The organism is Ruegeria sp. CH2 (assembly GCF_056537065.1).
In genome coordinates this window covers 81667-103458 of the sequence record NZ_JBQFQV010000009.1, presented here as the reverse complement: position 1 = coordinate 103458, position 21792 = coordinate 81667, and the positions used below count along the sequence as shown (strand labels likewise).

Genomic DNA, 21792 nt, shown 5'->3' with positions numbered 1-21792 from the left:
CTCCTCCGATGACAGGTTATTTTAGTTTTGGCCGGGCGTAGGCATTGATTTTGCTGGTCTTTAGGCCGCAACCGACCAGCGCTTCGATCATGCGGGTTGCCACGCTCACGCCATCGATCACAGGAATGCCGGTCTCTTCGCTGAGCCACGCGGTCAAATCGGCCATCCCCGCACATCCCAGAACAATTGCTTCGCAACGATCTTCCTCAATCGCGCGCAGGATTTCCTCGCGGATCTTTTCGCGCGCGTTCGAGCCGGGCTCTTCCAAGGCCAAAACAGGGATCTCTGCTGACCGAACCCGCCGGCATTGATGCGACAGGCCATAGCCATGGATCATGTGTTCGATGATGGGCACTGACCGCGGCAAAGTGGTGACGACCGAGAACGAGGTGGCAAGCATGCTCGCCGCCTTCACCGCAGCTTCGCAGATTCCGATGACAGGGCCCGTCGCGATCTCGCGGCAAGCGCCGATACCGGGATCATCTAAACAAGCAACGACAATGCCATCGACCTGCTGGTCTTCTGCGGCTTGCACGCAGGACAGAAGGCCGGGAACTGACATCGCTTCGTCGAAATGCCCTTCGATACTCGCCGGTGCGCCTTGCGCGGTAGCGCCTCTGATCACGACACCGGCACTCGCGGCCGCCTGGGCGGACGTGATGATCTTGCGTGTCATCGATTCAGTAGAGTTGGGGTTTACAACTAGAATTTCCATGTGATCTCCCTTGACGATATAAATCGTTAACAAACGTTGTTAACGATTCCAACAAAAATGTTAACTTAGATTGTCAAGGCGTTACCGATGCCTAGATGGCGTCTGTTCCGACTGGGGGCAGAATGACAGGGGTGTTGTCAGGTTAACCCTAGATCGGTTGCTCGTGTCTGGATTTGGACATAGATCGCATTGGTGAATCCATCGTCCATCAGCTACAAGCGTCACCGATTTCCGCCTCAGATCATTGCCCACTCTGTGTGGCTGTATTTCCGCTTCAATTTGAGCCTTCGCGAAGTTGAAGAGATGCTGCTTGCGCGCGGGATCGGCGTTTCTTACGAGACTGTCCGGTGTTGCGTGATCAAGTTCGGACGGATGATGGCTCGAAACTTGCGACTAAGTCAGGACCGTCCTGGTGATGTCTGGCATCTCGATGAAGTTGTCGTGAAAATCGCTGGTCGCAGGTATTGGCTTTGGCGCGCGGTCGATCAGCATGGCATCGTGCTGGACGAAATACTCCAACCGAAGCGGGACAAACGGGCCGCAAAACGGTTGTTGCGCCGCCTGATAAAGCGTCTTGGCTTCCTCCATTGGTCAGCAAAGAAGTGAAATTTCTTTCAGACAGTTACACATATCCGCAATGCATCGAGAATTGCGGCGTGTATATTTCGGCTTGTAACTGCGTCGCCAATTCGGGCCAAATGGAAACGGCCGCTTAGATTGGTGTCAACGAATGGAAATGTCCCACCAATAAGCGCCTTGTGTTCAACCTGCCCGTGGTTCCGCGAGCTTGGTTTGAGATCGTGAAAAAGTCCGTCCATTGGGGACAGGCCATGTTCTACGACTACGTGATCAACAAGACGTTCAGTGACATCCCCCGTCAACACATGACGCAGGCTGGCGCGAACTCCATCATCTTCGCGCACCAGGGAGGTAAGCTCTTGCAGGCAGGTGAAGGTAACTCCATTGGCGGCCAGATCGCGTAAGGCGACGGCAGAGGTCGTTGGGCCAAGGTCATGCAGAAGTGCCCGGTCCGGGGTTACAAGATTTACACTGCAACCATTGCCCGCCAGCGCGTCGGCAGTTACAGCCGCAGGGTGGTCGCCGACTACATCGAACAACAGCACCTCGCCCGAGACACGTGCCTCGCCCGACAACACGTCCCAACTGGAAATTGCCAGGTCGCCGCCGGGGATAACTGTGGTTTCGGGCCAGCCGCCTGTTGCAACGATCACCAAATCGGGGGCTTCGGATATCACGTCATCAGCTTCGGCATAGGTGTTCAAGCGGATATCGATCCCAAGCAAAGTCACTTCGGAAATCAACCAGTCAGCTACGCCCCAGACCTGTCTGCGCGTTTTCCCTTTAGAGGCCAGAACCAACTGCCCGCCCAGCCGATCCGATGCCTCGAACAGCACGACTTCGTGACCGCGCAGGGCGCAGACCCGTGCGGCCTCCAGTCCGCCGGGCCCGCCGCCGACGACAACAACTTTCTTTCGGGTGTCGCTGTAGGCGATGATATGAGGCAAGGTCTGCTCACGCCCCGTGGCGGCATTGTGTCCGCAAACGGCAGGTTTGCCCTGATTGACCCGGTCCACGCAGTAGCCCAAGCCGACACAGGGGCGGATGCGTTCTTCTTCCCCCCGCGCGAGTTTTTCTACCAGATAGGGATCTGCCATCTGTGCGCGGGTCATGCCCACCAGATCGACATGGCCGCCGGAGACCGAGTGGCGGGCCGTGGCAATATCCGCAATCCCTCCTGCGTGCAGGATAGGCAAATCGACGGCATCACGGATGCGCCCGGCCACGGTGATATGCGGTGCCGCCGGCAGGCCCATGGGGCGCACCCATTCAGCCAAACCCAGATCATCATAGGGCGCGCCGGCGAGGATGTTGAGCAGGTCGACATCGCTGGATTTTTCCAGCATCCTGGCTGCGGCAATGCATTCTTCAGCGCTCAGCCCACCTTCTTTCAGTTCATCGCCGGTGATGCGCATCGACAGGATGAAATCAGCGCCGACTTCGGCGCGCACGGCGTCGAGCACCTGCAAGGTCAGGCGCATGCGGTTCTCCAGCGTTCCACCATAGTCATCGTCGCGCTTGTTTGTCAGCGGGGACAGGAATTGCCCCAGAAGGTGTGAGTGGGACAGGAGCTCGATCCCGTCGAATCCTCCCTGCTGACAGCGACGCGCAGCGGCTGCGAAATCGTCAATCACGCGGTTGATGTCTTCTTGTTCCATAGCCTTGGGAAAGGCACGATGAGCACGTTCGCGGATACTGGACGGAGCTATGACAGGCAGCCAATGGCCATCATCCCATGCAGTGCGGCGCCCCATATGAGTGATCTGACACATGATCGCGGCACCATGTTCGTGAACGCCATCCGTTAGTTTCCGAAACCATGGAATGACGCTGTCATCACCGGTATAAAGCTGGCCGAACACCGATGGGCTATCAGGGGCGATATTGGTCGACCCACCGACCATGGTCAGGGCAACCCCGCCCTTTGCCTTTTCCTCGTGATACAACCTGTAGCGGTCCCGGGGATGGCCATCTTCGACAAAATTCGGCGCATGGGACGTGCTGACGATGCGGTTGCGCAAAGTCAGGTGTTTCAATTGAAACGGATCGAGTAGGTGCGCCACTTTCGTGCCCCTTCGGCCAAATCTGCTGTTTGAAAACTGTCCAGGGTCGGCTCCGCTGGTCAGTTTCAACACCTGATGAGTTTGGTTGTCGAAAGCACTTTACTTGGGAAGTTATGCCTAAGAATTCACTGCTTCCGACATTGCTGTATGAAAAGGCGACCCGACCAGGAAACCCAATGGTGGAACACCCTTTGAGCACAGAAGGGAACCTGACAGGGGCCGCTCGATCCATCAAGGTCTGCACAAGGTTGCAATCACGTGCAATCTTAGATTGGAGGTGCTGCGCGCGCTGTGATCAACTGTCTGGCAGTAACTCTTTCGCGATGTATCATGTACAGACCTGCACCGATGATGATGGCAATGCCAAGCAGGCTAAACTTGTTCGGAAAGTCATTGAAGACAAGGTAGCCAAACAAGGTTGCTACCGGCAGCTCAAAATACTGCAAAGGAGCCAATGTGGCAGACGGGGCAAACGAAAGCGCATAAGTCATCATCATGTGGCTTACCGTCGCAAAAAAACCGGTCCCAAGAAGCCACAACAGCGCAATGTCTTTCGGCCAAACGGGATCGAAAAGTTCGGAGCCAGAACCTTGCGCAACCAATAAGATTGGAATGCAAAACAGACTGGCAACCAGGCCAGTGTGAAATTGCAGAGCCACCGGGTGCATCCGTCGCGACAAGCCCCGCGTCACAAGAATGTAGAAAGCGAAAGCAACAGCCGTACCGAGAGGAATAATTGCCACTGCGCCGAAAGCCGCGAAACTGGGTTGGATGACGAACAATACCCCGACAAACCCCACAAGAGCTGCCCCGACGCGACGAGGACCGACATCTTCACCAAGGTAAAACTTGCCGACCAGCAAGACAATGAACGGTGCCACAAACACGATGGCAAGGGCATCAGCAAGCGGCATCACTCGGATAGCCGTAATGAAACAAAAAGTCGCGAACAGCAAAAGTATTGAGCGGAATACAAGTACCATCAATTCACCGCTCGCGACACGCAATGACAGTCCCATTTTCCAGACAAACGGTCCCATCAACGCACATTGCAATACAAAGCGAGCGGCCGTTATCTGCCCAACCGGCACACTGGCCGATGCGAGCTTGGCAGCTACATCGAGCAAGGGAGCAGTCAGGCAAAATCCAAGCATCAGTGCAACGCCCGCAAGGGTGCGATCCGTGGATTGAGGTGTGGAATCAGCTGAGGTCATCTCATCATGAAGAACTGTCGCCAAATGCGTGTCTGTTCTCAATGCGACGCCAGGCAAAAGTCCCGATATTCCCGAGCTCGGGCAGAGTAGGAGTTTGCTCATGCAGCGAACCGCAGGTTCCATGACCCGCACGGCAGCATCAACTGCCTTGTTTCAGGATTCGCTAACGAGATGTACTGGCTTTTTCATTCAACGGTTTACCTGCAAGGCTAGGCACAGAGATCGGCGACCTGCAAATCTCTAGAAACCGGTCAATCAACGCTGTCTGCACTGTTTGGCGAGAGCGGGCAATCACCACCCTGTAGTGTCCGATGCTTTCCTCGAGCGGTCGCGCAACGATGGGGTCGCCTTCAATCGTGCGATCCTGCTTGGGCGGGAAGCCTGCCAGGGTGAAGCCGAACCCCTTGCCGACGTAGGCCTGAACAAGCTCGCGTGATTGGGATTGGAATGGCACTTCGGGGTGAACGCCTGCGGCCTGCAGCAGTTGAAGATAGCTAGGGCCAGGCCCGGCTGGTGATACAGCGATATAGGGCAGTCCGATCAGGTCGGACAGGCTGATCCGGGCTTTTGCTGCCAAAGGGTGTTCGCCTGACAGCAGAACCAGGGGCGGCAGCTCCAGCAGCACTTCTGCCTCATGCCGCTTGAGATCGAACCCCTGGTCAAAAACCACCAGCGCATCCACTTCGCCACCATCCAGTGCGTCCACCAAGGTCGGATAATCCGCTTCCTTCACCTCGACACGAACGTCTGGGTAGCTTTCGCGGAAGGCAAGCACCGCAGGCAGGACGATGCGCTGTGCCAGTGCGTGATGAGTGCCGATGTGGATCCTGCCAGTGCGTCCTGACGCCAGGTTCTCGGCCTGCCTGTCCAGCGCCGCGGCCTGCGCCAGCAGCGCCTCAGCCTGGGCGAAAAACTCCTTTCCCGCAGGCGTCAGCCGCATACCTTGCGCCGGAAAGCGGTCGAACAGGGTCAGGCCGGTGGTCGCCTCCAGTTTGTCCACCGCTGAGGCAATCGCGGCGGGAGAAACATTCAATTGCCGGGCAGCCTGGGCAATACCGCCCCGCCGGGCGGTTTCTGACAGGTAGGCGAGTTGGCGAAGGGTGAAATTAATCATCTAAAAAACTGACTTTTGAGGTGTATTAAATCAGTTTTACCGACCTTTTGACAAGCCCTATGCTGCTTTTGGGACAAACAGGAGACTCACATGGAGATTCTTCCTCTGACGGGGGGGCTCGGTGCCGAAATTCTGGGTGCGGATGTCCGCAGCGATGCAGATTTTGACGCCATTCAGCGCGCATTTGCCAAATACTCGGTGATTGTGCTGAGGGGGCAGGATGTGGGCCCGGAAGATCACCTCGCCTTTGCCCGCCGTTTCGGGCCGGTCAACGTGAACCGGTTCTTCAAGCCGGTCAAAGGGCACCCCGAGATCGCCATGGTGCTGAAAGAGAAGAACCAGAAAGAAGCCGTTGGAGAAGGTTGGCATACCGATCATTCCTACGATCAGGAACCGGCGATGGGCTCGATTTTGCATGCGATCGAAATGCCGCCTTACGGCGGCGATACGCTGTTTGTCTCAATGGGGGCCGCCTACGAGGCGCTTTCGGCCCCGATGCGCCGGTTTCTCGGCGAGCTGACGGCCGTGCATTCCTCGCGGCATGTGTTCGGCGCTGCCGTAATGGATAGCGAGGCAGTAAAGTCAGGACGTCTGGGCAATGCAGAGGCCGCAATCCAGGACGCCCGGCATCCGGTCGTTATCACGCATCCCCTGAGCCGACGGCGTGGCCTTTTTGTGAACCCGGTCTTCACAACCCGTATCGAGGGTTTGGCCCCGGCTGAGTCTGAGGCGCTTCTGGCCATGCTCTATGCCCATTGCCAGCAACCCGAGTTCCAATGCCGTGTGCGCTGGCAGGCCGGTGACATTACCATGTGGGACAACCGCGCCACCTGGCATAAGGCGATCAATGATTATCACGGCTTCCGCCGCCTGATGCATCGTGTCACCGTGGAGGGCGTGCCCCTCGCGCCCGCTGCTGCGGCCTGACCTTAGCGAAAGTATCGCAATGACCCACCTCAACTCACAGGCAGCAACCAGCCGGCCCAATGTCATCCTGATCCTTGCGGACGACATGGGATTTGCCGATCTCGGCTGCACCGGTTCTGAAATCCAGACCCCCAACATCGACGCCCTTGCGCGGGGCGGTGTTATGCTGTCGGCGATGTACAACTGCGCCCGCTGCTGCCCCACCCGTGCTTCGCTTCTGACCGGGCTTTATCCGCATAATGCAGGCGTTGGCCACATGGGCGCCAATCTGGGCAGCCCTGCCTATCAGGGCTTCCTGCGCAATGACAGTGCCACGATTGCCGAGCATCTGCGCGCTAGCGGTTATGCCGCGCTGATGTCGGGGAAGTGGCATGTGGCGGGTGATTTTGAAGCCCGTAAGGTGGACAGTTGGCGGGTTGGCGACGTCGAACACCCAACCCCGCGCCAACGCGGCTTTGACCGGTTTTACGGGATCATGGATGGGGCCACACATTTCTTTTCGCCGCATTACATGCTGGAGGATGACAGTCGGGTCGAAACCTTCCCCGATGACTTCTACTTCACCGACGCCATCACCCAAAAGGCTATTGGTATGATCGAAGGCGCTGTGGCGGAAGAAAAACCCTTCTTCCTTTACCTAGCCCACACAGCGCCGCACTGGCCGTTGCACGCCCACCCCGAGGACATCGCAAAATACGATGGGGTCTATTCAAAAGGCTGGGACCATATTCGCACCGCGCGCCATGAAACCATGAACGGTCAGGGTGTGTTCCAGCGCGGCTGGGACATCTCGCCCCGCGACAGCACTGTACATGGTTGGGAGCAGGAACAGAACCGGGACTGGGAGGCCAGCAAGATGGCCACCTACGCGGCGATGGTGGACCGAATGGATCAGTCGATCGGCACGCTGGTTGCGGCCCTGAAACGGCTCGGTCAGTTCGACAACACGCTGATCCTGTTCCTGTCAGACAACGGCGGCTGCGCCGAGTTCATGGCCGAGGACGGCTGGGCCAAGTTCTATCCCGACCGCACCCATGACGGCAGGCAGATCACCATGGGCAATGTGACCGATCTGCGCCCCGGCGATGCCCAAACCTTCCAGAGCTATGACAAACCGTGGGCCAATGTCTCCAATGCGCCGTTCCGGCTTTACAAGCATTATGTCCACGAGGGCGGTATCTCCACCCCACTGGTGGCCCATTGGCCAAATGGGTTCGAACCGCGCGGCACGGCTCATGCAGCTTGCCATGTGGTCGATATTCTGCCGACCATCCTGGAAGCCACCGGAGGCGCCTATCAGACAGAGGTGGGCGGTCATGATATCCAACCGTTGCAAGGGGAATCTCTGCTAGGTCTTATGAAGGGCAAGGACTGGCAGCGCGAGCAGCCGATCTTCTGGGAGCACGAGGGCAATGCCGCCATCCGGTTGGGCCAGTTCAAGCTGGTTCGACTGCATGACCGCCCCTGGGAGCTTTACGACATCGAGGCCGACCGTACCGAGTTGACCGACCTAGCGGGCCGCAACGCCGCCCTTGAGAAAGACATGATCCATCAATACCAGGCTTGGGCGGAAACCGTCGGCGTGATGGACTGGAACGTAGCGTTGCCGAAACTGCTGGCGGCATGGGGGATGGAGAACGCGGATGGCTGAAGCTGATCGCTAGGTGGCTGCTGAGGTCCCTTGGTAAAGGACGGGTTTGCTCGCATCCTGCCAGTTCTGGCGAGGTGTAACGAATGGAACCGAAGCCAGCATCAGATCATCCATTTCGATCTTACCTGTGACTTTGGGGGTATCTTGCTCTGGGTAGATTGCTCGCCTCATCTTTTTTCTTGAGACGAATGTTTAATTATAGGAATGTATTTGAAAAAATCGAAAGTAGAACAGAGGAGTAGGCGTCAAATGGCCGGGAAGTTCGAGATATATAAAGACAAGGCTGGTGAATTTCGATTTCGTCTGAAAGCAGGGAATGGTGAAATCATTCTGGCCAGTGAAGGATATGTTCAAAAGGCGAGTGCCACGAACGGGATCGAGTCAGTCAAGAAGAACGCGCCGGATGACAGCCGGTACGAGCGCAAGGAAACCAAGTCCGGCGGTCATATGTTCAACTTGAAGGCCAGCAACGGTCAAGTGATCGGCACCAGCGAGAGCTATACCAGCACTTCAGGGCGGGATAACGGGATCGATTCCGTCAAACGGAACGCACCTGACGCACGTGTCGACGATTTGACGTGACCTGACACGGTAACTTTTTACCACTTCCATTTGTGTAAACTGCGAAGGCGAGATGCATGGACGCATCTCGCACAAAGGCTTGAACAACCAAGCCGAAAGCACTCATCAATCAACCCGTAGGCGCGAACGCATCGTGAAGCGCTTCGTTTCGATTCTGTTTCAAATCCGTGCCTACCGAATAAAACGGCGTTTTAGCGACAGAGGATCCAGACCCATGCTGGCAATCAAATCCGTTGCTTCAACCGCATTTGCCCTGACGACCATTAAACAGAAAAACATGATCCGCTAAGGGCAGACCTCCCCTGGACTCCGTCCATTTCAGCACTTTGCCCAACTGGCAGGCCAATAGAGTCGCCATCTCCACTGATGCCGCCGCTATTAAGACCGTAGTAGAATTGTCAACTTTGGTTCCGCGCGGGTGGGTTTGTCACAGGCAAATTGGGTTTGCTCGCGAGGTCCCCAAGGCTAAAAATCCGGGAGTGAGTGTGAGACGGAGGTAAAGCGGTGACCCAACAGAACTGGAGCCAGGCCATTCTCGACCGGCTCAAGTCCGCAGGAAGTAATCTGACTATACCAGACGGATCCCAACTGTTTGCACCGGGCGCTTACGGTGAGATGTTTTTGATCGTCCGTTCGGGCATCGTCCGGGTGGAACAAACCAGCCCGTCGGGACGCACCGTTGTTCTTTATCGGGTTGGCCCGTACGACAGTTGCGTTATGACGACCTCGTGCATGTTGTCGGACATCCCCTATTCAGGGTTCGGTTATGCCGAGGGGCCGGTGACGGCGCTGGCCATCGGGCGGGACAAGTTCAACACGTTGCTGGCTACAGATGCCGAGTTTCGGGGCGCGGTCTTCATGGCGTTTTCACAACGCATTGTTGAGCTGTCCGAGGTTATCGATGATCTTCTACTTAACCGGATGGACCTGAAACTGGCGCAGTGGCTTTTGGATCAGGGCGCAACTTCGGGCGATATTCGCACCACGCACCAGCGCATTGCAGCCGAACTGGGCAGCGCGCGCGAAGTCATGTCCCGTATCCTCAAGGATTTTGAACATCGCGGGTGGGTCAGGCTTGAGCGAGGTGTGATTTATCTGCAGGACCGCCCAGCTCTGCACCACCATGCCAGAACGGGGGTTGTGTGACCTCGTCACATAATATGGCTTGGAAAACAGTGAATCTTGGGCCAGACAATCAAGGAGATTCGACCATGCAATTCACGTCTAATGTTGGTTCTGTCGACCGGATTCTGCGCCTGATCCTCGGTGGTGTGCTGATCCTTCTGGCACTGACCGGTACTATCGGCCCCTGGGGTTGGCTTGGGGCTGTGTTTGTGGTGACGGCATTCATGAAATTCTGTCCGATCTATGCGCTTCTGGGGCTGTGCACCAACAAGCAAGCCAAGCCGTAACACGACCAACCCTTGCCTCGTGCAACACCGGGATTTTCTGGATCCCGGCGTTGCGCAGCGGGCGCGGGTCAGGCGCGGCGTTTCTCAGAGCTGACGCTGTTTGAGGCGGCCCGAGCGCCCGTGATCCTGGCAAGGGCGGGGGCCAGCTCGGGGCTATTGAAACGGAACCCGCTGCGTAGCAGTTTTGCCGGAATGACACGCTGGCCACCCAGTATCGTTTCACGTCCCATATCCCCTGCGACGTTTGTGATCAGCCAAGCAGGCAGACGTATCAAGGCAGGGCGGTTCAATGCGCTTGCCAAAGCCTGTGTGAACTCTGCGTTGCGCACCGGGTTTGGAGCAGTGGCGTTGAGCGGGCCGTTGATATCCGGATGCGACATGACGAATGCGATGACGCGGATCAGATCATCCCGTTCGATCCAGGGCATCCACTGTTGTCCATTCCCCAGCTGACAACCGGCACCAAACTCGAAAGGTGTCAGCATTCGGGCCAGCATGCCGCCTTCAACCCCCAGCACCAGACCGATACGCAGTTGCACAACCCGGACGCCCATATCCACGACTGGCGCAGCGGCGCGCTCCCATGTGTCGCACACCTCATGGATGAAGGCGGGGCAGTGCGTGTCGTCTTCGGTGAGGGTCTCGTCTTGCCGCAGCCCATACCAGCCCACGGCGGAGCCGGTGATCAGACAAGATGGTTTTTGATCCAGCCTGCGGATCAGTGCGACCAAATCTTTCGTCATCTTGACCCGAGACTGCAGGATGCGCGCGCGTTTCCGAGGCGTCCAATGCGCGTTTGCTACCGGCTCACCCGCCAGATTGACGATGGCGTCAAAACGCTCTGTGTTGTCAATTTGCTCGAGTGAGGTGATCAGGCGTACCGGATGGGTCAAAGCGTCGACCTTTTGCAGATTGCGGGTCAGGACGGTGACGTGGTGGCCGCCAGCAACCAGGGCTTCGACCAGGCGTTGTCCGATGAAACCGGTGCCACCCGTGATCAGCAGATGTTGTCGGGGCGCGAGTTGCGCGACCAGAGAGGTCGCGTTGACAGCATTCAACCGCGTGCTGCGTGCGGCCGCCACCAAATCGCGCGCGCTGAACAGCGCCACACCAATCGCGGCAAGGGTCGCCATGATGCTCCAACCGCCGCGATGGACGGGTACCATCTCTGACGGCAGGGCAGACCAGGTCCAAAGGTATGGGGCAGCCAGCGCGAGGATCGCACCATAATTCAGCGCCAGCAAAGTGTGATTGACCCGTTCTGTGGCGGGGAGACGGCGGGTCAGGTCCTCTTCAACGAAATCCCAAAGGGTAATCAGGACCTCAAGGCCCAGGATTATGGTCAGAGCAATGGTAAACGTGCCGTGGGGTTCGAACCATCCAAGGCACAGGAAGATGACGGCGTAGAAAGCGTTCCTGACCCCATGCAGGCGCAGTTCGGTCTGTTGCGAAGGGCGCCAGGCCAGCCGCTCGGTGCCTTCATGGTGCACCAGCGTGTCGAATGCACCCATCGAGATCTGAAGGGCAATCAATGTCCAAAGCAGCGGGTCAGTCATGTCGGATCCTTTCTGTCGTAAAAAATGGCGTCCTGGTGGATCAACTCTCCGAACAGGCGGCTATGAAGGCTTAGGGAAAACAGAAACCGCGCGTCGCCAAGATCGGTGTGAGTGATGGTCAGAACGCCAGGGCGAATCCAGCGCGGGAGGCGCAGTTTCCTATCACCCAATTGAACGAAGTAATGATCGCTGAGAAAGCGGAGACCGGTGCGGTCTGCTTGAACGCGCAATGCGATACCGATACCGGCGCCGATGTATTCTTCGATCCCGGTCGGTCCAGAGAACCGTTTTGCGCTGTGGATAACTTGAGGAAACCCTCCGGCGCGCCCATACTGGCGGATCCAGAACTGTCCGTTAACGGAACTATCCTCGGTCACGGTGACAATCGCGGGCTGATCCACGCTGGATGTATCAAAGGGTAGGGGGCCGCCGATCAGACGGGCCAGATGCGCCAGCAGTTGCCCGGCCAGCGTCAGACGCATTGCTACAACTTTGCCCTGATAGACCACGCTGGCGCCGTTCGCTAGGCAATGACCAAACCGCGCCCGGACCTGATGGGGCAGGGCGGCCCAAGCTGCGGGGCCAACCAAGTCGCGAAACCTTTGATCGGACATGTCCATAACATGCGGAGAGAAGTTGCTCAGTTTCATATCACACCATATGCTGTAGTTGCTGTTATTTCTGTATGAAGAGAAATATATTCTCAAAATTTTTTACGACTTGCCTTTCTTGCTCCCGATCTTGAGGAGCATGATGATCTTGTCGCCCATCTTCATAAGAGCCGAAAGCTTGGACTTAGGGACCGACAGCATTTGCTCGGACCATTGGTCGGCCGTAGTCAGGAACTGTTGCATATTTTGCATTCTCTCCAATACGACAGGGGACAGATCAGCCTCGTCCGAGGCTTGTTGCACGCAGATGTCCAACGCCCGCATCGCGGGGTCGATCTCGCGCTCTTTGCGGCCTTTTGCAATCAGAAGGGCCATGTTCCAGACATCAGTTTCGGCTGCGAAGTGCTCGCGACGATCACCGGGGACGGGCACGCGGTGGATCAAACGCCATCCGGCCAGCTCTTTCAGCGAGTTTGAAACATTTGACCGGGCGATGCCAAGTTCGTTTGCGATTTCTTCGGCATTCATGGGCGAAGTGCTGAGGTACAAAAGCGCATGTATCTGCGCTACGGATCGGTTCACACCCCACTGGCTGCCCATATCACCCCAATAGAGGATGAATTGTGAACGGGCCGAGGATTCGGATAAATCAGTTGTTTCTGTCATGACAGAAATATGAGATACCGGTAGTCTGATGTCAAACAAATTTACCATGACGTCAGGGTGATCCGCCCGAAACCTGTACCGAGGTCTTGTCGCAACCGGATCGCAATTGATGACCGTGGAATCCTGAGTGACTAACCAATTCCAAAGTCAAATTTAGGGAATTAACCAGCCGCAATACCTGCCGTGCATTTGTAGCTAACAAACTATGCTAAAACCCGCGGTACGTTGGAACTGGTCACCTGACCGTGGCAATCTGGACATTTCCTACACGGAACCGACCATCCGCGGCCAACGGTACCCATTTTTCAGGACCGACACGCCGTCCACCTGTCCAGGTTCCGTTCGTTGAGCCCATATCACGAATAAAAAGATCGCCCGTTTTTTCTACGCGTAAAACACAATGCTGACCCGAAGTTCTTTCGCTGCGAGAAAGCGCAAGATCAGCCCAGTTCTTGTCACGTCCGATTTTGATCTGATGTGTGTTAGACAAGCCTTTAACATTCCGAAATTCGACAAACTTGCCGCGATCCGGGCCGTTCAGAACAACCAGTTGCCAAAAGGCCAAGGCGCGGGGAGCCATCGGGCTGTACCATGTCACATCGGCGGCCCTGTCATACCGGGATGCGACGTTCGGATTTGCTCCGGTTAAGCCAAACGACATGATCTTCTTCAACGCGCGGGTAGAACGCCGCATATGAGATACCGGATTGCCGCGTTTGTCGCGCATATTCAGACATAAGGCATATCGTCCCAGGCTGTGCCCACCAAGAAAACCTTCGCAGATCAACCAGTAGCTAAGGACCAGGATCAGATAAAGCCCTACCGGTAAGGCCAGACCGGTATTTCCCAACCGTAGTTCCTGACGCAACACAGGTTCCAAAGTGACCAATACAAAACCCAGAAACATAAAATCTAGGACAGCGGCGGCGCCCAGCAGGCGCGCGGCGTTTTTTGAATCCAGAGGTCCACCGAGCTTCATGTCCGTGCCCCCAACAAAGTAAGCACCATAAAAAGGGCCGCGCCGATCGAGAATAGGAACAGCGCGTCGCACCTGACCCGCAGTGCTCGCCTCCCACCTGCACCGGCGCTTTGAAAATGGAATCCAGCGACCCACAGGGCAAGACCCGTTCCTGCGACAGTGAATAACAGGATTTCCGGCAAGACCTGTTGGTGGGGCGCAATAGAAAGCCAGTCAGCGGCCCCCACCATAAGGCCGCCCCACAAAAGCGCGACGACATAAGCTGCAAAGCCAAGAGACTCATTTCTTTGCTGACTTAGCTTTCCGACAAGTGCACCCAATCCCCATCCCAATGCCGCAGCGACTAAAACTAATAATGTCAGGCGGACAGGTAAAGACAGTGAAGAAACCTGAGCATTGAACACAATACTGGACGTATTGTTCGTCAAATTGGAAGTAATACCGAGAAACGCAAGAAATGCGCCAACTCCGGCACCGAGGTGCCCAAGGAAGGTAAAAATATCATTTGCGAGTGAGAGTTTATCTCTGATATCAAAGGGTAATTTCATTGAAAATCTCGAAGGCAGATCTGAGTAACCTGGAAGAAGCATTGCGGATCATTGTCGACCAGGCCGAGCGGAACGTCGTGAACCCTGATCAGTTCTTTGCACAGGTTCTGGGAGTTGCCGCAGACATGAGCCGCAGACCTGATCAGGTATCACGCCAGTCAGACCCCAGCCTTGCCGAAGCAGTGGCGTTGGACGAATACCTGTCTGACCTGCCCTATAAGTCTCAGATCATGACTATTACTGAAGATGATTGGGTGCGCCTTCCGATTTCAGAACAGCAAACCATCGTCAACGGGCTATATGACAAGATCGAACGGTACCGGCGGTACAACGAGTCGACCGATCAATGGGTTGATTACCTCGGGGCCGGGCCGCAGGCAGGAAACTTGCTGTACCCGATGTTGTTAGATGATTTGCCATAACCCCAAAGGTGTTGTCGCAAATCTTCCGCGCGAGCCAAGCCGTCGAAAGCGGTCTCTAGATCATTTGACCATGCGCCAAGCGGGCGATGTGCTCCATCGGGTCACGTTTCTGGTCCCCGACCAACGTATACTGCCAGGGCCCGTCCTGCCAGAAGACGACAAGATATCCGTCCTCTTGTCGAAACCGAAATGATTGGGTTTGAGTTGTGTCGCCATGTGTGGCCATCAAACTCAACCGATCACCTTCAGCATTCTCGTACATAAATAAAGCTGAGGCTTGGTCTCCTGCGGGCAGAAGGCGTCCTCCAATCAGGGAAAACCCGGTTTCCCCAAGTTGTGGCGCGATAATGGCAGAGCCCAGACGATTGGAGAGCCAGGTTTGCAAGTGATCCTTTTCGTCCACGGCAACTTCCACAGGGTGTAGAACTTCAACGGCGAATAAAGAATGCGCCGCTTTTGCGTGTTGCGAAAACAATGCCAGATCGTCGGTTGTCCGACTGTTCCAAGGTTCCAAATAAGATCCCAAACCAAAACCAACAGCAAAAACCGCAACCGAAGCAACCAGCCTGAAAGAGACTGGCGAGGGTAGCGTGGCCTGTTTTTGCAGACCTCGAAGATGTGCCGCAGAAGGAACAGGGACCGCCTTGTCTATCAGGTCTGTTTGACGCTGCATTGCACGAAAACGCGCTGCATCGTCCGGGTGTCGGGCAAGGTGACGGTCAAGGCGTTCGCTCTCTTCCGGTGACAACTCACCGTCTATGCTACGTTGAACCAAGTCTTCGATGGATGGGGTGTGCGTCATTTCACGCTCCTGATCTTCACGGCGGCCGAAGCGTCCATTTCAGATTTGATTTTAGTACGCGCGCGCGATATCCGCGACATTAGCGTACCCTTTGGAATGGACAAAGTTGTGGCCGCTTCGTCATAACTTAGCCCACCAATCACTACAGAAAGAAGGGCCTCTCGCTGATCTTGGGGAACAGAATCCAGCGCCTTCCAGACTGCCTTGATTTCCAACCGTTCTTCGGCCGTGCTTGTCGTAGCTGCCAGTGTTGAAATGTTATCGAGATCGACAGTGTTGAATTTGGTTTCTCGACGCCACCTGTCCCGATAGAGGTTTAACAATATTTTAGTGAGCCATGGTTTCAACGGCCGCCCCGGAAGCCAAAGCAACCGTTTGCGCAGGGCGCGTTCAACACAATCCTGCACCAGATCATCCGCCGCATCACGATCACGGGTCAGCGACCAGGCATAACGCCAAAGATCGGGGAGGCAGTTTTCAAGCTGGTTTTCAAATGACTGAAGCATGTACGTAAGCCGGGGGAGGAAACCTTCCCCCGGCACCAAGGTTCAGGGTCGTGCGATATGCCAAACACCTTTTACACCGTCCCCTGTCATGTCCCCAGGATTTTCGTCTTTGAACCATAGATAAAGCGGCTTTCCTTTGTAGGCGACCTGAAAGCTGCCATCCTTGCGTTCGATCAGGCTGTAGCCTTTTTTCAGTTCCATGTTGGCATCACCCATCAGCGGCGGCCATTTGGTGGCACAGTCATCATAGCAATTCGAAACGCCTGTTTCGTCCTTGTCAAAGGTATAGAGAGTCATCTTGTGCGCATCCATCAGGAAGGTTTCTCCGTTGAGCTTGCCAGTTACGGCTGGCGCACCGGTGTGACCATCCGCAAATGAACCGGTTGCAGTCGCAACCAGCGCGACACCAGAAAAAGTAAGGGACTTTAGGGACATTGTATTCTCCGACTGTTTCAGGTCTGCCGGATGGCAGACAATACAACTACGAAGGCACCTGGAAAAAATTCCCCAAAGTGAAACATTTTTTCGGCGGCGTGTGGGCATTGTTTTGATGGTAAAGCCAGAGTCCACGCCTATGGGAAAGGTCACGCATATCCAGTTTGGGTACGAAGAACCTGTATCTGTTCGACAAGTGGGACAAGCGCGTTAGGGCCCGTGGGGCAGGGTGCTTCGTCACCTGTCAGTATCTGAAGTAAGGACATTTAAGTGTTGGCACGGCTATCGCGAATCTTGCAAAACGAAAGCACAGGCGAGCTGATTGCATGCGCCCGGAACAATTATCTCTCAGAAACTTCTGTCTCCGAGCTATCCAATTTGAATTGGAACGCCGCCTAGACTTAGACCTAGAATTTTCCGGGGAAAAGTCCGCATAAAAACCTTCGAACAAGGTTGACAGAGCGGCGGCGTGAAAATCCCTGCATATCGGTTAGGTAGTTCACCCACATCCCCTCCAGCAAGGCCAGCGTTCCGCTGGTTGCGTCATCTACCAGGTTCGGGTCGCCCCTGTTTTCCGAGGCTATCTCTGTGAACGCGGACCGCAAGGTTTCGACAAGTTTGTCATCCTGAGTGCTGCTGTAACGGGCGATACCTGGATGAGAGCTTGCGATACCCCGAAACGCATGCCAGATTTTAGTACTGCGGGGATTGAGCAGTGCTTCTGACAGGTCGGCCTCAATCACTGCCATAACACGGTCTTCGGGTCTTGCGCTCGCGCCCAGATCTGTCCGTCTGTCCATCTCGGCATAATACTCGGTGCTGAAATGCTGGGCGGCTGCGGTCAGTAAATTGTCCTTACCCCCGAAATGCAAATGGATCATTCCGCGTGACAGACCGGAGCGCTCGCAGATTCGGCTGACCGAGGTATCGGTAACCCCAATATCGGCAATCGTGTCCAGAGTCGCGTCGATCAGTAGCTGTTTATTGGCTTCCGGATCCCGCTTTGAACCGCGTTTTTGTTCCTTGACACTTTGCGCTTTATTCAATGTTACCAACCGTTTGTGAATGTCTCATAGAGGTAGCTCACAGGAATATTGACACGAAAGGCCATTCTGGCGCAACATTTAATGGACGATCGTCCATTAGTGACTCGTGAATTGCGGGAAGGGAGGTTGGGTGATCTTTCGCAGCGAAGCGTCCCGGGGATATACCCTCAGCGCGCCAGCCACGGCTTACGTGGGCTTTCTGGTCGCGGCGCCATTGGTGATCCTGATTGCCTATTCATTCTGGACCCAAACCTATGTGACGCTCGACAAGACACCGACACTGAAGAATTACAGCGATGCGTTTGCGGATCCGCTGGTCCGGCACCTGATGCTCAGATCAATCTGGATTGCCGGAGCGGTGACCATAGTCACCGTCGCGCTGGCCTATCCCATCGCGTATTTTATCGCGATGAAGGCCCAGAAAAAGACCATCTGGCTTCTGCTCATCACCATTCCGTTTTGGTCCAGCTATTTGCTGCGCGTATTTGCCTGGAAGCTCATTCTGGGGTTCAACGGCGTGATGAACTCTGCGCTTCTGGCGCTGGGTTTGATCAGCGAACCTCTCGACTTCCTGCTCTACAACGAATTCGCAGTCGTGCTGACGCTCGCTCATGCCTGGGCACCATTTGCGATCCTGCCGATCTATGTCTCACTGCAAAAGATCGATCCGAGCCTTCTTGAGGCTGCAACAGATCTTGGGAACAGCCCCTTTCAACGTTTCATGCGGGTGACCCTGCCACTGACGATCCCAGGTATCATTGCTGCTTGCCTGATCATCTTCATCCCTACCGTCGGTGATTATGTGACCCCGGCTTTGGTTGGTGGTTCAGACGGGAAGATGATCGCCAATCTTATTCAGGTGCAGTTCGGGGCCGCCAACAACTGGCCCCTTGGGGCCACGCTGTCGCTGATCGCAATGCTTTCGGTGGGTTTTGTGGCCATCGTGTTTGTGATGTCCGCGACGCGGCTGGGGAGGCGGATCAGATGAGACGTCCTTCGACCCTGACAGCCTATGCGTTCCTGTATCTGCTGTTTCTGTATCTGCCGGTTCTGTTCCTGCCCCTGTTCTCTTTCAATAGCGGCACAATCGTTGCGTTCCCGATTAAGGGCTGGACACTGGACTGGTATCGTAAGCTAGGCGAGCAGGACACGTTGATCCAGGCGCTTTGGAACTCGCTTGCCGTCGGAACTGTTGTTGCCCTTCTGTCGACCGCCATGGGGCTGTTCGCCGCCCGTGCCTTTGTTCGGTACCGTTTTCGGGGTCAACGCGCGGCAGAAGGTCTGGTGATGCTGCCTTTGGTGATCCCAGGTATTATCGTCGCCTCTTCAATGCTGGTCCTGTTTCTGTTTCTTGGTCTCAAGCCGTCATTGCTGACCGTCATTCTGGGCCACACGTTTCTCGCGCTGCCGTTCTCTGTCTCGATCTTGAAATCAGCCTTTGATGACTTCGATGCATCACTGGAGGAAGCATCTTACGATCTGGGCGTCGGTGTGTTCGAAACCTTCCGCCGCGTGACGCTGCCGGTCGTCGCCCCCGGTATCGTAGCCAGTGTTTTGGTCACATTCACCGTCAGTTTCGATGAATTCGTCCTTGCCTTTTTCCTGTCCGGCAACCAGCCAACCCTGCCGGTTTACATCTGGAGCCAGATCCGTTTCCCCGCCAAGCTTCCAAATGTGTTGGCGCTGGGGTCGATCCTGCTGCTGACTTCGGTTCTGCTTCTGGTTCTGGCCGAATACTTCCGCCGCCGTTCATCCGCATCAGAGGTCCGATGACACACAGAAACATCATAGAGCTCAGGGACGTCGAAAAGCGCTACGGCACATTTGTGGCCGCGAGCGGAATAAACCTTGACCTCAAAGAGGGTGAGTTCTTTTCGCTCCTCGGTCCTTCGGGATGCGGTAAGACCACGGTTTTACGTATGATCGCGGGCTTTCAGGAACCCACCAGGGGAAAGGTGCTGATTGACGGTCAGGATATGGAAGGAGTGCCGGCCAACAACCGCCCGACGAACATGGTCTTCCAAAGCTACGCAATCTTCCCACACCTCAATGTCGGGAACAACGTAGCCTACGGGTTGCGGGGCAAAGCGCCCAAGGCCGAGATCGACCAGCGCGTCGCCGAAGCTTTGGAAATGGTCGAACTGGGTGGTCTTCAGGATCGCGGCGCAAGCGAGTTGTCGGGCGGGCAGCGTCAAAGGGTGGCGCTTGCCCGCGCGCTGATCATGCGGCCAAAGGTGTTGCTTTTGGATGAACCCTTGTCAGCGCTTGACAAGAAGCTGCGTGAACAGATGCAGTTTGAAATGCGCAATCTGCAACAGTCGCTTGGCATTACCTTTGTGATGGTCACGCATGACCAGTACGAGGCTATGACCATGTCCGACCGTATCGGCGTGATGTTCAACGGACAACTCAAACAAGTTGACACGCCAACGACGCTTTATGCCCGTCCCTGTGATCAACAAGTGGCCAGCTTCATCGGTGAGATGAACATATTGCCGGCCCGGTTACTGAGCGAAAGCGGTGACATGTTGTCAATCGATGCGGCTGCCTTCGGGCGGATGGAAATCGAGAGAAACCCCAATGTGGCGACCAGCGCCAGAAACATGAACATCGGTATTCGACCGGAACAGTTGGAGATTGCTGTAGACCGCCCTGAAGACTACCCATCAACGGTTCAGGGTACTGTCAGCAACGTCGCCTTCTACGGTGAGAATATTCACTACCACATTCAGGTGGCTGGGGCCGAGAAACCAATCTCGGTCTCGGTTCCGAACTATTTCCACACGGTCGACTTTAAACGCGGCGATGTCGTTTGGCTGGGGCTTCAGGCGGCTAGCGTGATCGATCTTGGTACGATCTCGGAATAAAACAGAGGGAGGATAGAATGAAACTTCAGGGAATTGCGGCCTTCGCGTGTGCGACGGCAATAACGACAGGCAGTGCCAGTGCAGGTGGCGCCGATCTGACGGTTTTTGACTGGTCGGGATATGAAGATCCCGGATTCTTTGCCAGCTACATGGAAAAATACGGGGATGAAGCGCCAAGCTATTCCTATTTCGGAAGCCAGGAAGAAGCCTTTACCAAGCTGAGTTCCGGTTTTACCGCTGATCTGGCACATCCTTGTTCTGACGCGGTCAGAAAATGGGTCGCAGCTGATCTGATTCAGCCTTTGGATGAAAGCAAGCTGACCAATTGGGCGGATGTGCTGCCCGAGATCAAAGAGGTCGACGCCATCGTTCTGGACGGCCAGCTTTACATGCTGCCGTTCGAATGGGGGAACACAGGTCTTATCTATCGCACCGACAAGATATCAGGGGATGACATCTCACTGCAATTGATGGCGGACCCGGCCTATGCAGGCAAAATCGCCATCCCGGATGCTGCATCGTCTGCTTATGCCTTGGCCGCGCTGGCAACCGGAAACGCGGATGACTACACCAACCTGAGCGATGAGCAATTCAAGGAAGCATCGGATTTCCTGCGCTCGATCCACCCGAATATGCGTTTTTATTGGTCCGATGCGGGTCAGTTTGACCAGGCCATGACCAGTGGCGAGATCGAAATGGGGTGGGCCTGGAACCAGTCCGAACTGAACCTGATCTGGAACGAAGTGCCCGCGGCCATGATGCGCAACGTGGACAAGGGCATCGCGACCTGGGCGTGTGGCTATGTGCATCTGAAATCGTCCACGACACCGGTCGATCAGGTCTATGACCTTTTGAACGCGCTTACGGACCCTGCCAGTGGTCAGTACATCATCGACAACTGGGGCTATCCGCATTCCAACGCAAAAGCGTTCGAAATCGCCGATCAGGCCAATATCGATGCTTATGGTTTCTCCGATCCCAAAAGCTTTTTCGAAGGCAGCTTGTTCTTTGACGCTGTGAACCCCGAGCTTGAGGCAAAGATGCTGGCCGAATTCGAGCGGATCAAAGCCGGCTTCTAACACAACCCATCATCCGGG

The 21792-nt window shown here is 55.6% G+C and carries 25 protein-coding genes and 1 pseudogene; 12 read left to right on the top strand and 14 right to left on the bottom strand.

Annotated features, from left to right (window positions below):
* Window positions 1-16: 16 nt before the first annotated feature.
* On the bottom strand, window positions 17-715 hold the full coding sequence (locus ACR0M9_RS13485) for an aspartate/glutamate racemase family protein (protein ID WP_480558996.1): 699 nt from the start codon (window positions 713-715) through the stop codon (window positions 17-19).
* A gap of 192 nt (window positions 716-907) precedes the next feature.
* Here ACR0M9_RS13485 and ACR0M9_RS13480 point away from each other — a divergent pair.
* Window positions 908-1294 (top strand): annotated as a pseudogene (locus ACR0M9_RS13480) (IS6 family transposase); the annotation flags it as partial.
* Between the two features lie 35 nt (window positions 1295-1329).
* Here ACR0M9_RS13480 and ACR0M9_RS13475 read toward each other — a convergent pair.
* From ACR0M9_RS13475 to ACR0M9_RS13465, 3 genes are all read right to left on the bottom strand, one after another.
* Window positions 1330-3357 carry an oxidoreductase gene (locus ACR0M9_RS13475; RefSeq protein ID WP_480773846.1) on the bottom strand — a complete coding sequence of 676 codons (2028 nt, stop codon included), beginning with the start codon at window positions 3355-3357 and terminating at the stop codon, window positions 1330-1332.
* A 266-nt stretch (window positions 3358-3623) separates the two neighbouring features.
* Window positions 3624-4571, bottom strand: a complete 948-nt coding sequence (locus tag ACR0M9_RS13470) for a DMT family transporter (RefSeq protein ID WP_480773871.1) — start codon at window positions 4569-4571, stop codon at window positions 3624-3626.
* A gap of 163 nt (window positions 4572-4734) precedes the next feature.
* A complete protein-coding gene (locus tag ACR0M9_RS13465; RefSeq protein WP_480559000.1) occupies window positions 4735-5685 on the bottom strand; it encodes a LysR family transcriptional regulator in 951 nt (316 codons plus the stop codon).
* 90 nt (window positions 5686-5775) lie between these two features.
* Between ACR0M9_RS13465 and ACR0M9_RS13460 the strand changes: the two genes are divergently transcribed.
* Together ACR0M9_RS13460 and ACR0M9_RS13455 are read left to right on the top strand one after the other, a co-directional pair.
* Entirely contained in the window at window positions 5776-6612 is an 837-nt protein-coding gene (locus tag ACR0M9_RS13460) for a TauD/TfdA dioxygenase family protein (protein WP_480483563.1), read from the top strand.
* Window positions 6613-6631: 19 nt separating this feature from the next.
* Window positions 6632-8263, top strand: coding sequence for an arylsulfatase (locus tag ACR0M9_RS13455; protein WP_480773845.1), 1632 nt, complete (start codon window positions 6632-6634; stop codon window positions 8261-8263).
* 9 nt (window positions 8264-8272) lie between these two features.
* Here the strand turns inward: ACR0M9_RS13455 and ACR0M9_RS13450 are convergent, their stop codons facing one another.
* Entirely contained in the window at window positions 8273-8434 is a 162-nt protein-coding gene (locus ACR0M9_RS13450) for a hypothetical protein (RefSeq protein WP_480539185.1), read from the bottom strand.
* A 78-nt stretch (window positions 8435-8512) separates the two neighbouring features.
* On the opposite strand from ACR0M9_RS13450, the gene ACR0M9_RS13445 reads away from it, so the two are divergent.
* From ACR0M9_RS13445 to ACR0M9_RS13430, 4 genes are all read left to right on the top strand, one after another.
* On the top strand, window positions 8513-8845 hold the full coding sequence (locus tag ACR0M9_RS13445; RefSeq protein WP_480539187.1) for a YegP family protein: 333 nt from the start codon (window positions 8513-8515) through the stop codon (window positions 8843-8845).
* Window positions 8846-8897: 52 nt separating this feature from the next.
* Complete coding sequence (locus ACR0M9_RS13440) at window positions 8898-9134, top strand: hypothetical protein (RefSeq protein ID WP_480773844.1); 237 nt, start codon at window positions 8898-8900, stop codon at window positions 9132-9134.
* Window positions 9135-9349: 215 nt separating this feature from the next.
* Window positions 9350-9991: a Crp/Fnr family transcriptional regulator gene (locus ACR0M9_RS13435; protein WP_480487969.1), complete on the top strand. Its 642-nt coding sequence runs from the start codon at window positions 9350-9352 to the stop codon at window positions 9989-9991.
* A gap of 65 nt (window positions 9992-10056) precedes the next feature.
* The gene (locus tag ACR0M9_RS13430; protein WP_480483558.1) at window positions 10057-10257 is read left to right on the top strand and encodes a YgaP family membrane protein; all 201 of its coding nucleotides are present in this window, start codon (window positions 10057-10059) and stop codon (window positions 10255-10257) included.
* A gap of 68 nt (window positions 10258-10325) precedes the next feature.
* Here ACR0M9_RS13430 and ACR0M9_RS13425 read toward each other — a convergent pair whose 3' ends face one another.
* The 5 genes from ACR0M9_RS13425 to ACR0M9_RS13405 form a co-directional block, all read right to left on the bottom strand.
* Complete coding sequence (locus tag ACR0M9_RS13425; protein ID WP_480487971.1) at window positions 10326-11813, bottom strand: TIGR01777 family oxidoreductase; 1488 nt, start codon at window positions 11811-11813, stop codon at window positions 10326-10328.
* Entirely contained in the window at window positions 11810-12427 is a 618-nt protein-coding gene (locus ACR0M9_RS13420; RefSeq protein WP_480773843.1) for a DUF4166 domain-containing protein, read from the bottom strand. The genes ACR0M9_RS13425 and ACR0M9_RS13420 overlap by 4 nt, the downstream gene beginning before the upstream one ends.
* 99 nt (window positions 12428-12526) lie before the next feature.
* Window positions 12527-13090, bottom strand: a complete 564-nt coding sequence (locus ACR0M9_RS13415; RefSeq protein WP_480483554.1) for a GbsR/MarR family transcriptional regulator — start codon at window positions 13088-13090, stop codon at window positions 12527-12529.
* Window positions 13091-13325: 235 nt separating this feature from the next.
* The gene (locus tag ACR0M9_RS13410; protein ID WP_480773842.1) at window positions 13326-14069 is read right to left on the bottom strand and encodes an FHA domain-containing protein; all 744 of its coding nucleotides are present in this window, start codon (window positions 14067-14069) and stop codon (window positions 13326-13328) included.
* Window positions 14066-14617, bottom strand: a complete 552-nt coding sequence (locus ACR0M9_RS13405) for a hypothetical protein (RefSeq protein WP_480773841.1) — start codon at window positions 14615-14617, stop codon at window positions 14066-14068. The genes ACR0M9_RS13410 and ACR0M9_RS13405 overlap by 4 nt, the downstream gene beginning before the upstream one ends.
* Here ACR0M9_RS13405 and ACR0M9_RS13400 point away from each other — a divergent pair.
* Window positions 14617-15039, top strand: a complete 423-nt coding sequence (locus tag ACR0M9_RS13400; RefSeq protein WP_480773840.1) for a hypothetical protein — start codon at window positions 14617-14619, stop codon at window positions 15037-15039. The two genes, ACR0M9_RS13405 and ACR0M9_RS13400, sit on opposite strands and share 1 nt — an antisense overlap.
* Window positions 15040-15094: 55 nt before the next feature.
* Here the strand turns inward: ACR0M9_RS13400 and ACR0M9_RS13395 are convergent, their stop codons facing one another.
* From ACR0M9_RS13395 to ACR0M9_RS13380, 4 genes are all read right to left on the bottom strand, one after another.
* Entirely contained in the window at window positions 15095-15841 is a 747-nt protein-coding gene (locus ACR0M9_RS13395; protein ID WP_480773839.1) for an anti-sigma factor family protein, read from the bottom strand.
* Window positions 15838-16347, bottom strand: a complete 510-nt coding sequence (locus tag ACR0M9_RS13390; protein ID WP_480773838.1) for an RNA polymerase sigma factor — start codon at window positions 16345-16347, stop codon at window positions 15838-15840. Before ACR0M9_RS13390 ends, ACR0M9_RS13395 begins: the two co-directional genes overlap by 4 nt.
* 42 nt (window positions 16348-16389) lie before the next feature.
* Window positions 16390-16782 (bottom strand): COG4315 family predicted lipoprotein, encoded by a 393-nt coding sequence (locus ACR0M9_RS13385; RefSeq protein ID WP_480773837.1) that lies wholly within the window; start codon window positions 16780-16782, stop codon window positions 16390-16392.
* A 407-nt stretch (window positions 16783-17189) separates the two neighbouring features.
* Entirely contained in the window at window positions 17190-17828 is a 639-nt protein-coding gene (locus tag ACR0M9_RS13380; RefSeq protein ID WP_480773836.1) for a TetR family transcriptional regulator C-terminal domain-containing protein, read from the bottom strand.
* A 130-nt stretch (window positions 17829-17958) separates the two neighbouring features.
* Here ACR0M9_RS13380 and ACR0M9_RS13375 point away from each other — a divergent pair, with 130 nt between their 5' ends.
* The 4 genes from ACR0M9_RS13375 to ACR0M9_RS13360 are packed head-to-tail and all read left to right on the top strand — an operon-like array spanning window position 17959 to window position 21774.
* Window positions 17959-18816 carry an ABC transporter permease gene (locus ACR0M9_RS13375; protein WP_267366088.1) on the top strand — a complete coding sequence of 286 codons (858 nt, stop codon included), beginning with the start codon at window positions 17959-17961 and terminating at the stop codon, window positions 18814-18816.
* Window positions 18813-19601: an ABC transporter permease gene (locus ACR0M9_RS13370; RefSeq protein WP_480588105.1), complete on the top strand. Its 789-nt coding sequence runs from the start codon at window positions 18813-18815 to the stop codon at window positions 19599-19601. Before ACR0M9_RS13375 ends, ACR0M9_RS13370 begins: the two co-directional genes overlap by 4 nt.
* Window positions 19598-20695, top strand: a complete 1098-nt coding sequence (locus ACR0M9_RS13365; protein WP_480773835.1) for an ABC transporter ATP-binding protein — start codon at window positions 19598-19600, stop codon at window positions 20693-20695. Before ACR0M9_RS13370 ends, ACR0M9_RS13365 begins: the two co-directional genes overlap by 4 nt.
* A 17-nt stretch (window positions 20696-20712) precedes the next feature.
* Window positions 20713-21774 (top strand): ABC transporter substrate-binding protein, encoded by a 1062-nt coding sequence (locus tag ACR0M9_RS13360; RefSeq protein ID WP_480773834.1) that lies wholly within the window; start codon window positions 20713-20715, stop codon window positions 21772-21774.
* Window positions 21775-21792 lie beyond the last annotated feature (18 nt).

Excerpts from the sequence above, each read along its gene's own strand:
- ACR0M9_RS13485 (WP_480558996.1), bottom strand. The coding sequence starts at position 715 with ATGGAAATTCTAGTTGTAAACCCCAACTCTACTGAATCGATGACACGC.
- ACR0M9_RS13470 (WP_480773871.1), bottom strand. The coding sequence starts at position 4,571 with ATGACCTCAGCTGATTCCACACCTCAATCCACGGATCGCACCCTTGCG.
- ACR0M9_RS13465 (WP_480559000.1), bottom strand. The coding sequence starts at position 5,685 with ATGATTAATTTCACCCTTCGCCAACTCGCCTACCTGTCAGAAACCGCC.
- ACR0M9_RS13460 (WP_480483563.1), top strand. The coding sequence starts at position 5,776 with ATGGAGATTCTTCCTCTGACGGGGGGGCTCGGTGCCGAAATTCTGGGT.
- ACR0M9_RS13455 (WP_480773845.1), top strand. The coding sequence starts at position 6,632 with ATGACCCACCTCAACTCACAGGCAGCAACCAGCCGGCCCAATGTCATC.
- ACR0M9_RS13450 (WP_480539185.1), bottom strand. The coding sequence starts at position 8,434 with ATGAGGCGAGCAATCTACCCAGAGCAAGATACCCCCAAAGTCACAGGT.
- ACR0M9_RS13445 (WP_480539187.1), top strand. The coding sequence starts at position 8,513 with ATGGCCGGGAAGTTCGAGATATATAAAGACAAGGCTGGTGAATTTCGA.
- ACR0M9_RS13440 (WP_480773844.1), top strand. The coding sequence starts at position 8,898 with ATGCATGGACGCATCTCGCACAAAGGCTTGAACAACCAAGCCGAAAGC.
- ACR0M9_RS13430 (WP_480483558.1), top strand. The coding sequence starts at position 10,057 with ATGCAATTCACGTCTAATGTTGGTTCTGTCGACCGGATTCTGCGCCTG.
- ACR0M9_RS13425 (WP_480487971.1), bottom strand. The coding sequence starts at position 11,813 with ATGACTGACCCGCTGCTTTGGACATTGATTGCCCTTCAGATCTCGATG.
- ACR0M9_RS13420 (WP_480773843.1), bottom strand. The coding sequence starts at position 12,427 with ATGTCCGATCAAAGGTTTCGCGACTTGGTTGGCCCCGCAGCTTGGGCC.
- ACR0M9_RS13415 (WP_480483554.1), bottom strand. The coding sequence starts at position 13,090 with ATGACAGAAACAACTGATTTATCCGAATCCTCGGCCCGTTCACAATTC.
- ACR0M9_RS13410 (WP_480773842.1), bottom strand. The coding sequence starts at position 14,069 with ATGAAGCTCGGTGGACCTCTGGATTCAAAAAACGCCGCGCGCCTGCTG.
- ACR0M9_RS13405 (WP_480773841.1), bottom strand. The coding sequence starts at position 14,617 with ATGAAATTACCCTTTGATATCAGAGATAAACTCTCACTCGCAAATGAT.
- ACR0M9_RS13395 (WP_480773839.1), bottom strand. The coding sequence starts at position 15,841 with ATGACGCACACCCCATCCATCGAAGACTTGGTTCAACGTAGCATAGAC.
- ACR0M9_RS13390 (WP_480773838.1), bottom strand. The coding sequence starts at position 16,347 with ATGCTTCAGTCATTTGAAAACCAGCTTGAAAACTGCCTCCCCGATCTT.
- ACR0M9_RS13385 (WP_480773837.1), bottom strand. The coding sequence starts at position 16,782 with ATGTCCCTAAAGTCCCTTACTTTTTCTGGTGTCGCGCTGGTTGCGACT.
- ACR0M9_RS13370 (WP_480588105.1), top strand. The coding sequence starts at position 18,813 with ATGAGACGTCCTTCGACCCTGACAGCCTATGCGTTCCTGTATCTGCTG.
- ACR0M9_RS13365 (WP_480773835.1), top strand. The coding sequence starts at position 19,598 with ATGACACACAGAAACATCATAGAGCTCAGGGACGTCGAAAAGCGCTAC.
- ACR0M9_RS13360 (WP_480773834.1), top strand. The coding sequence starts at position 20,713 with ATGAAACTTCAGGGAATTGCGGCCTTCGCGTGTGCGACGGCAATAACG.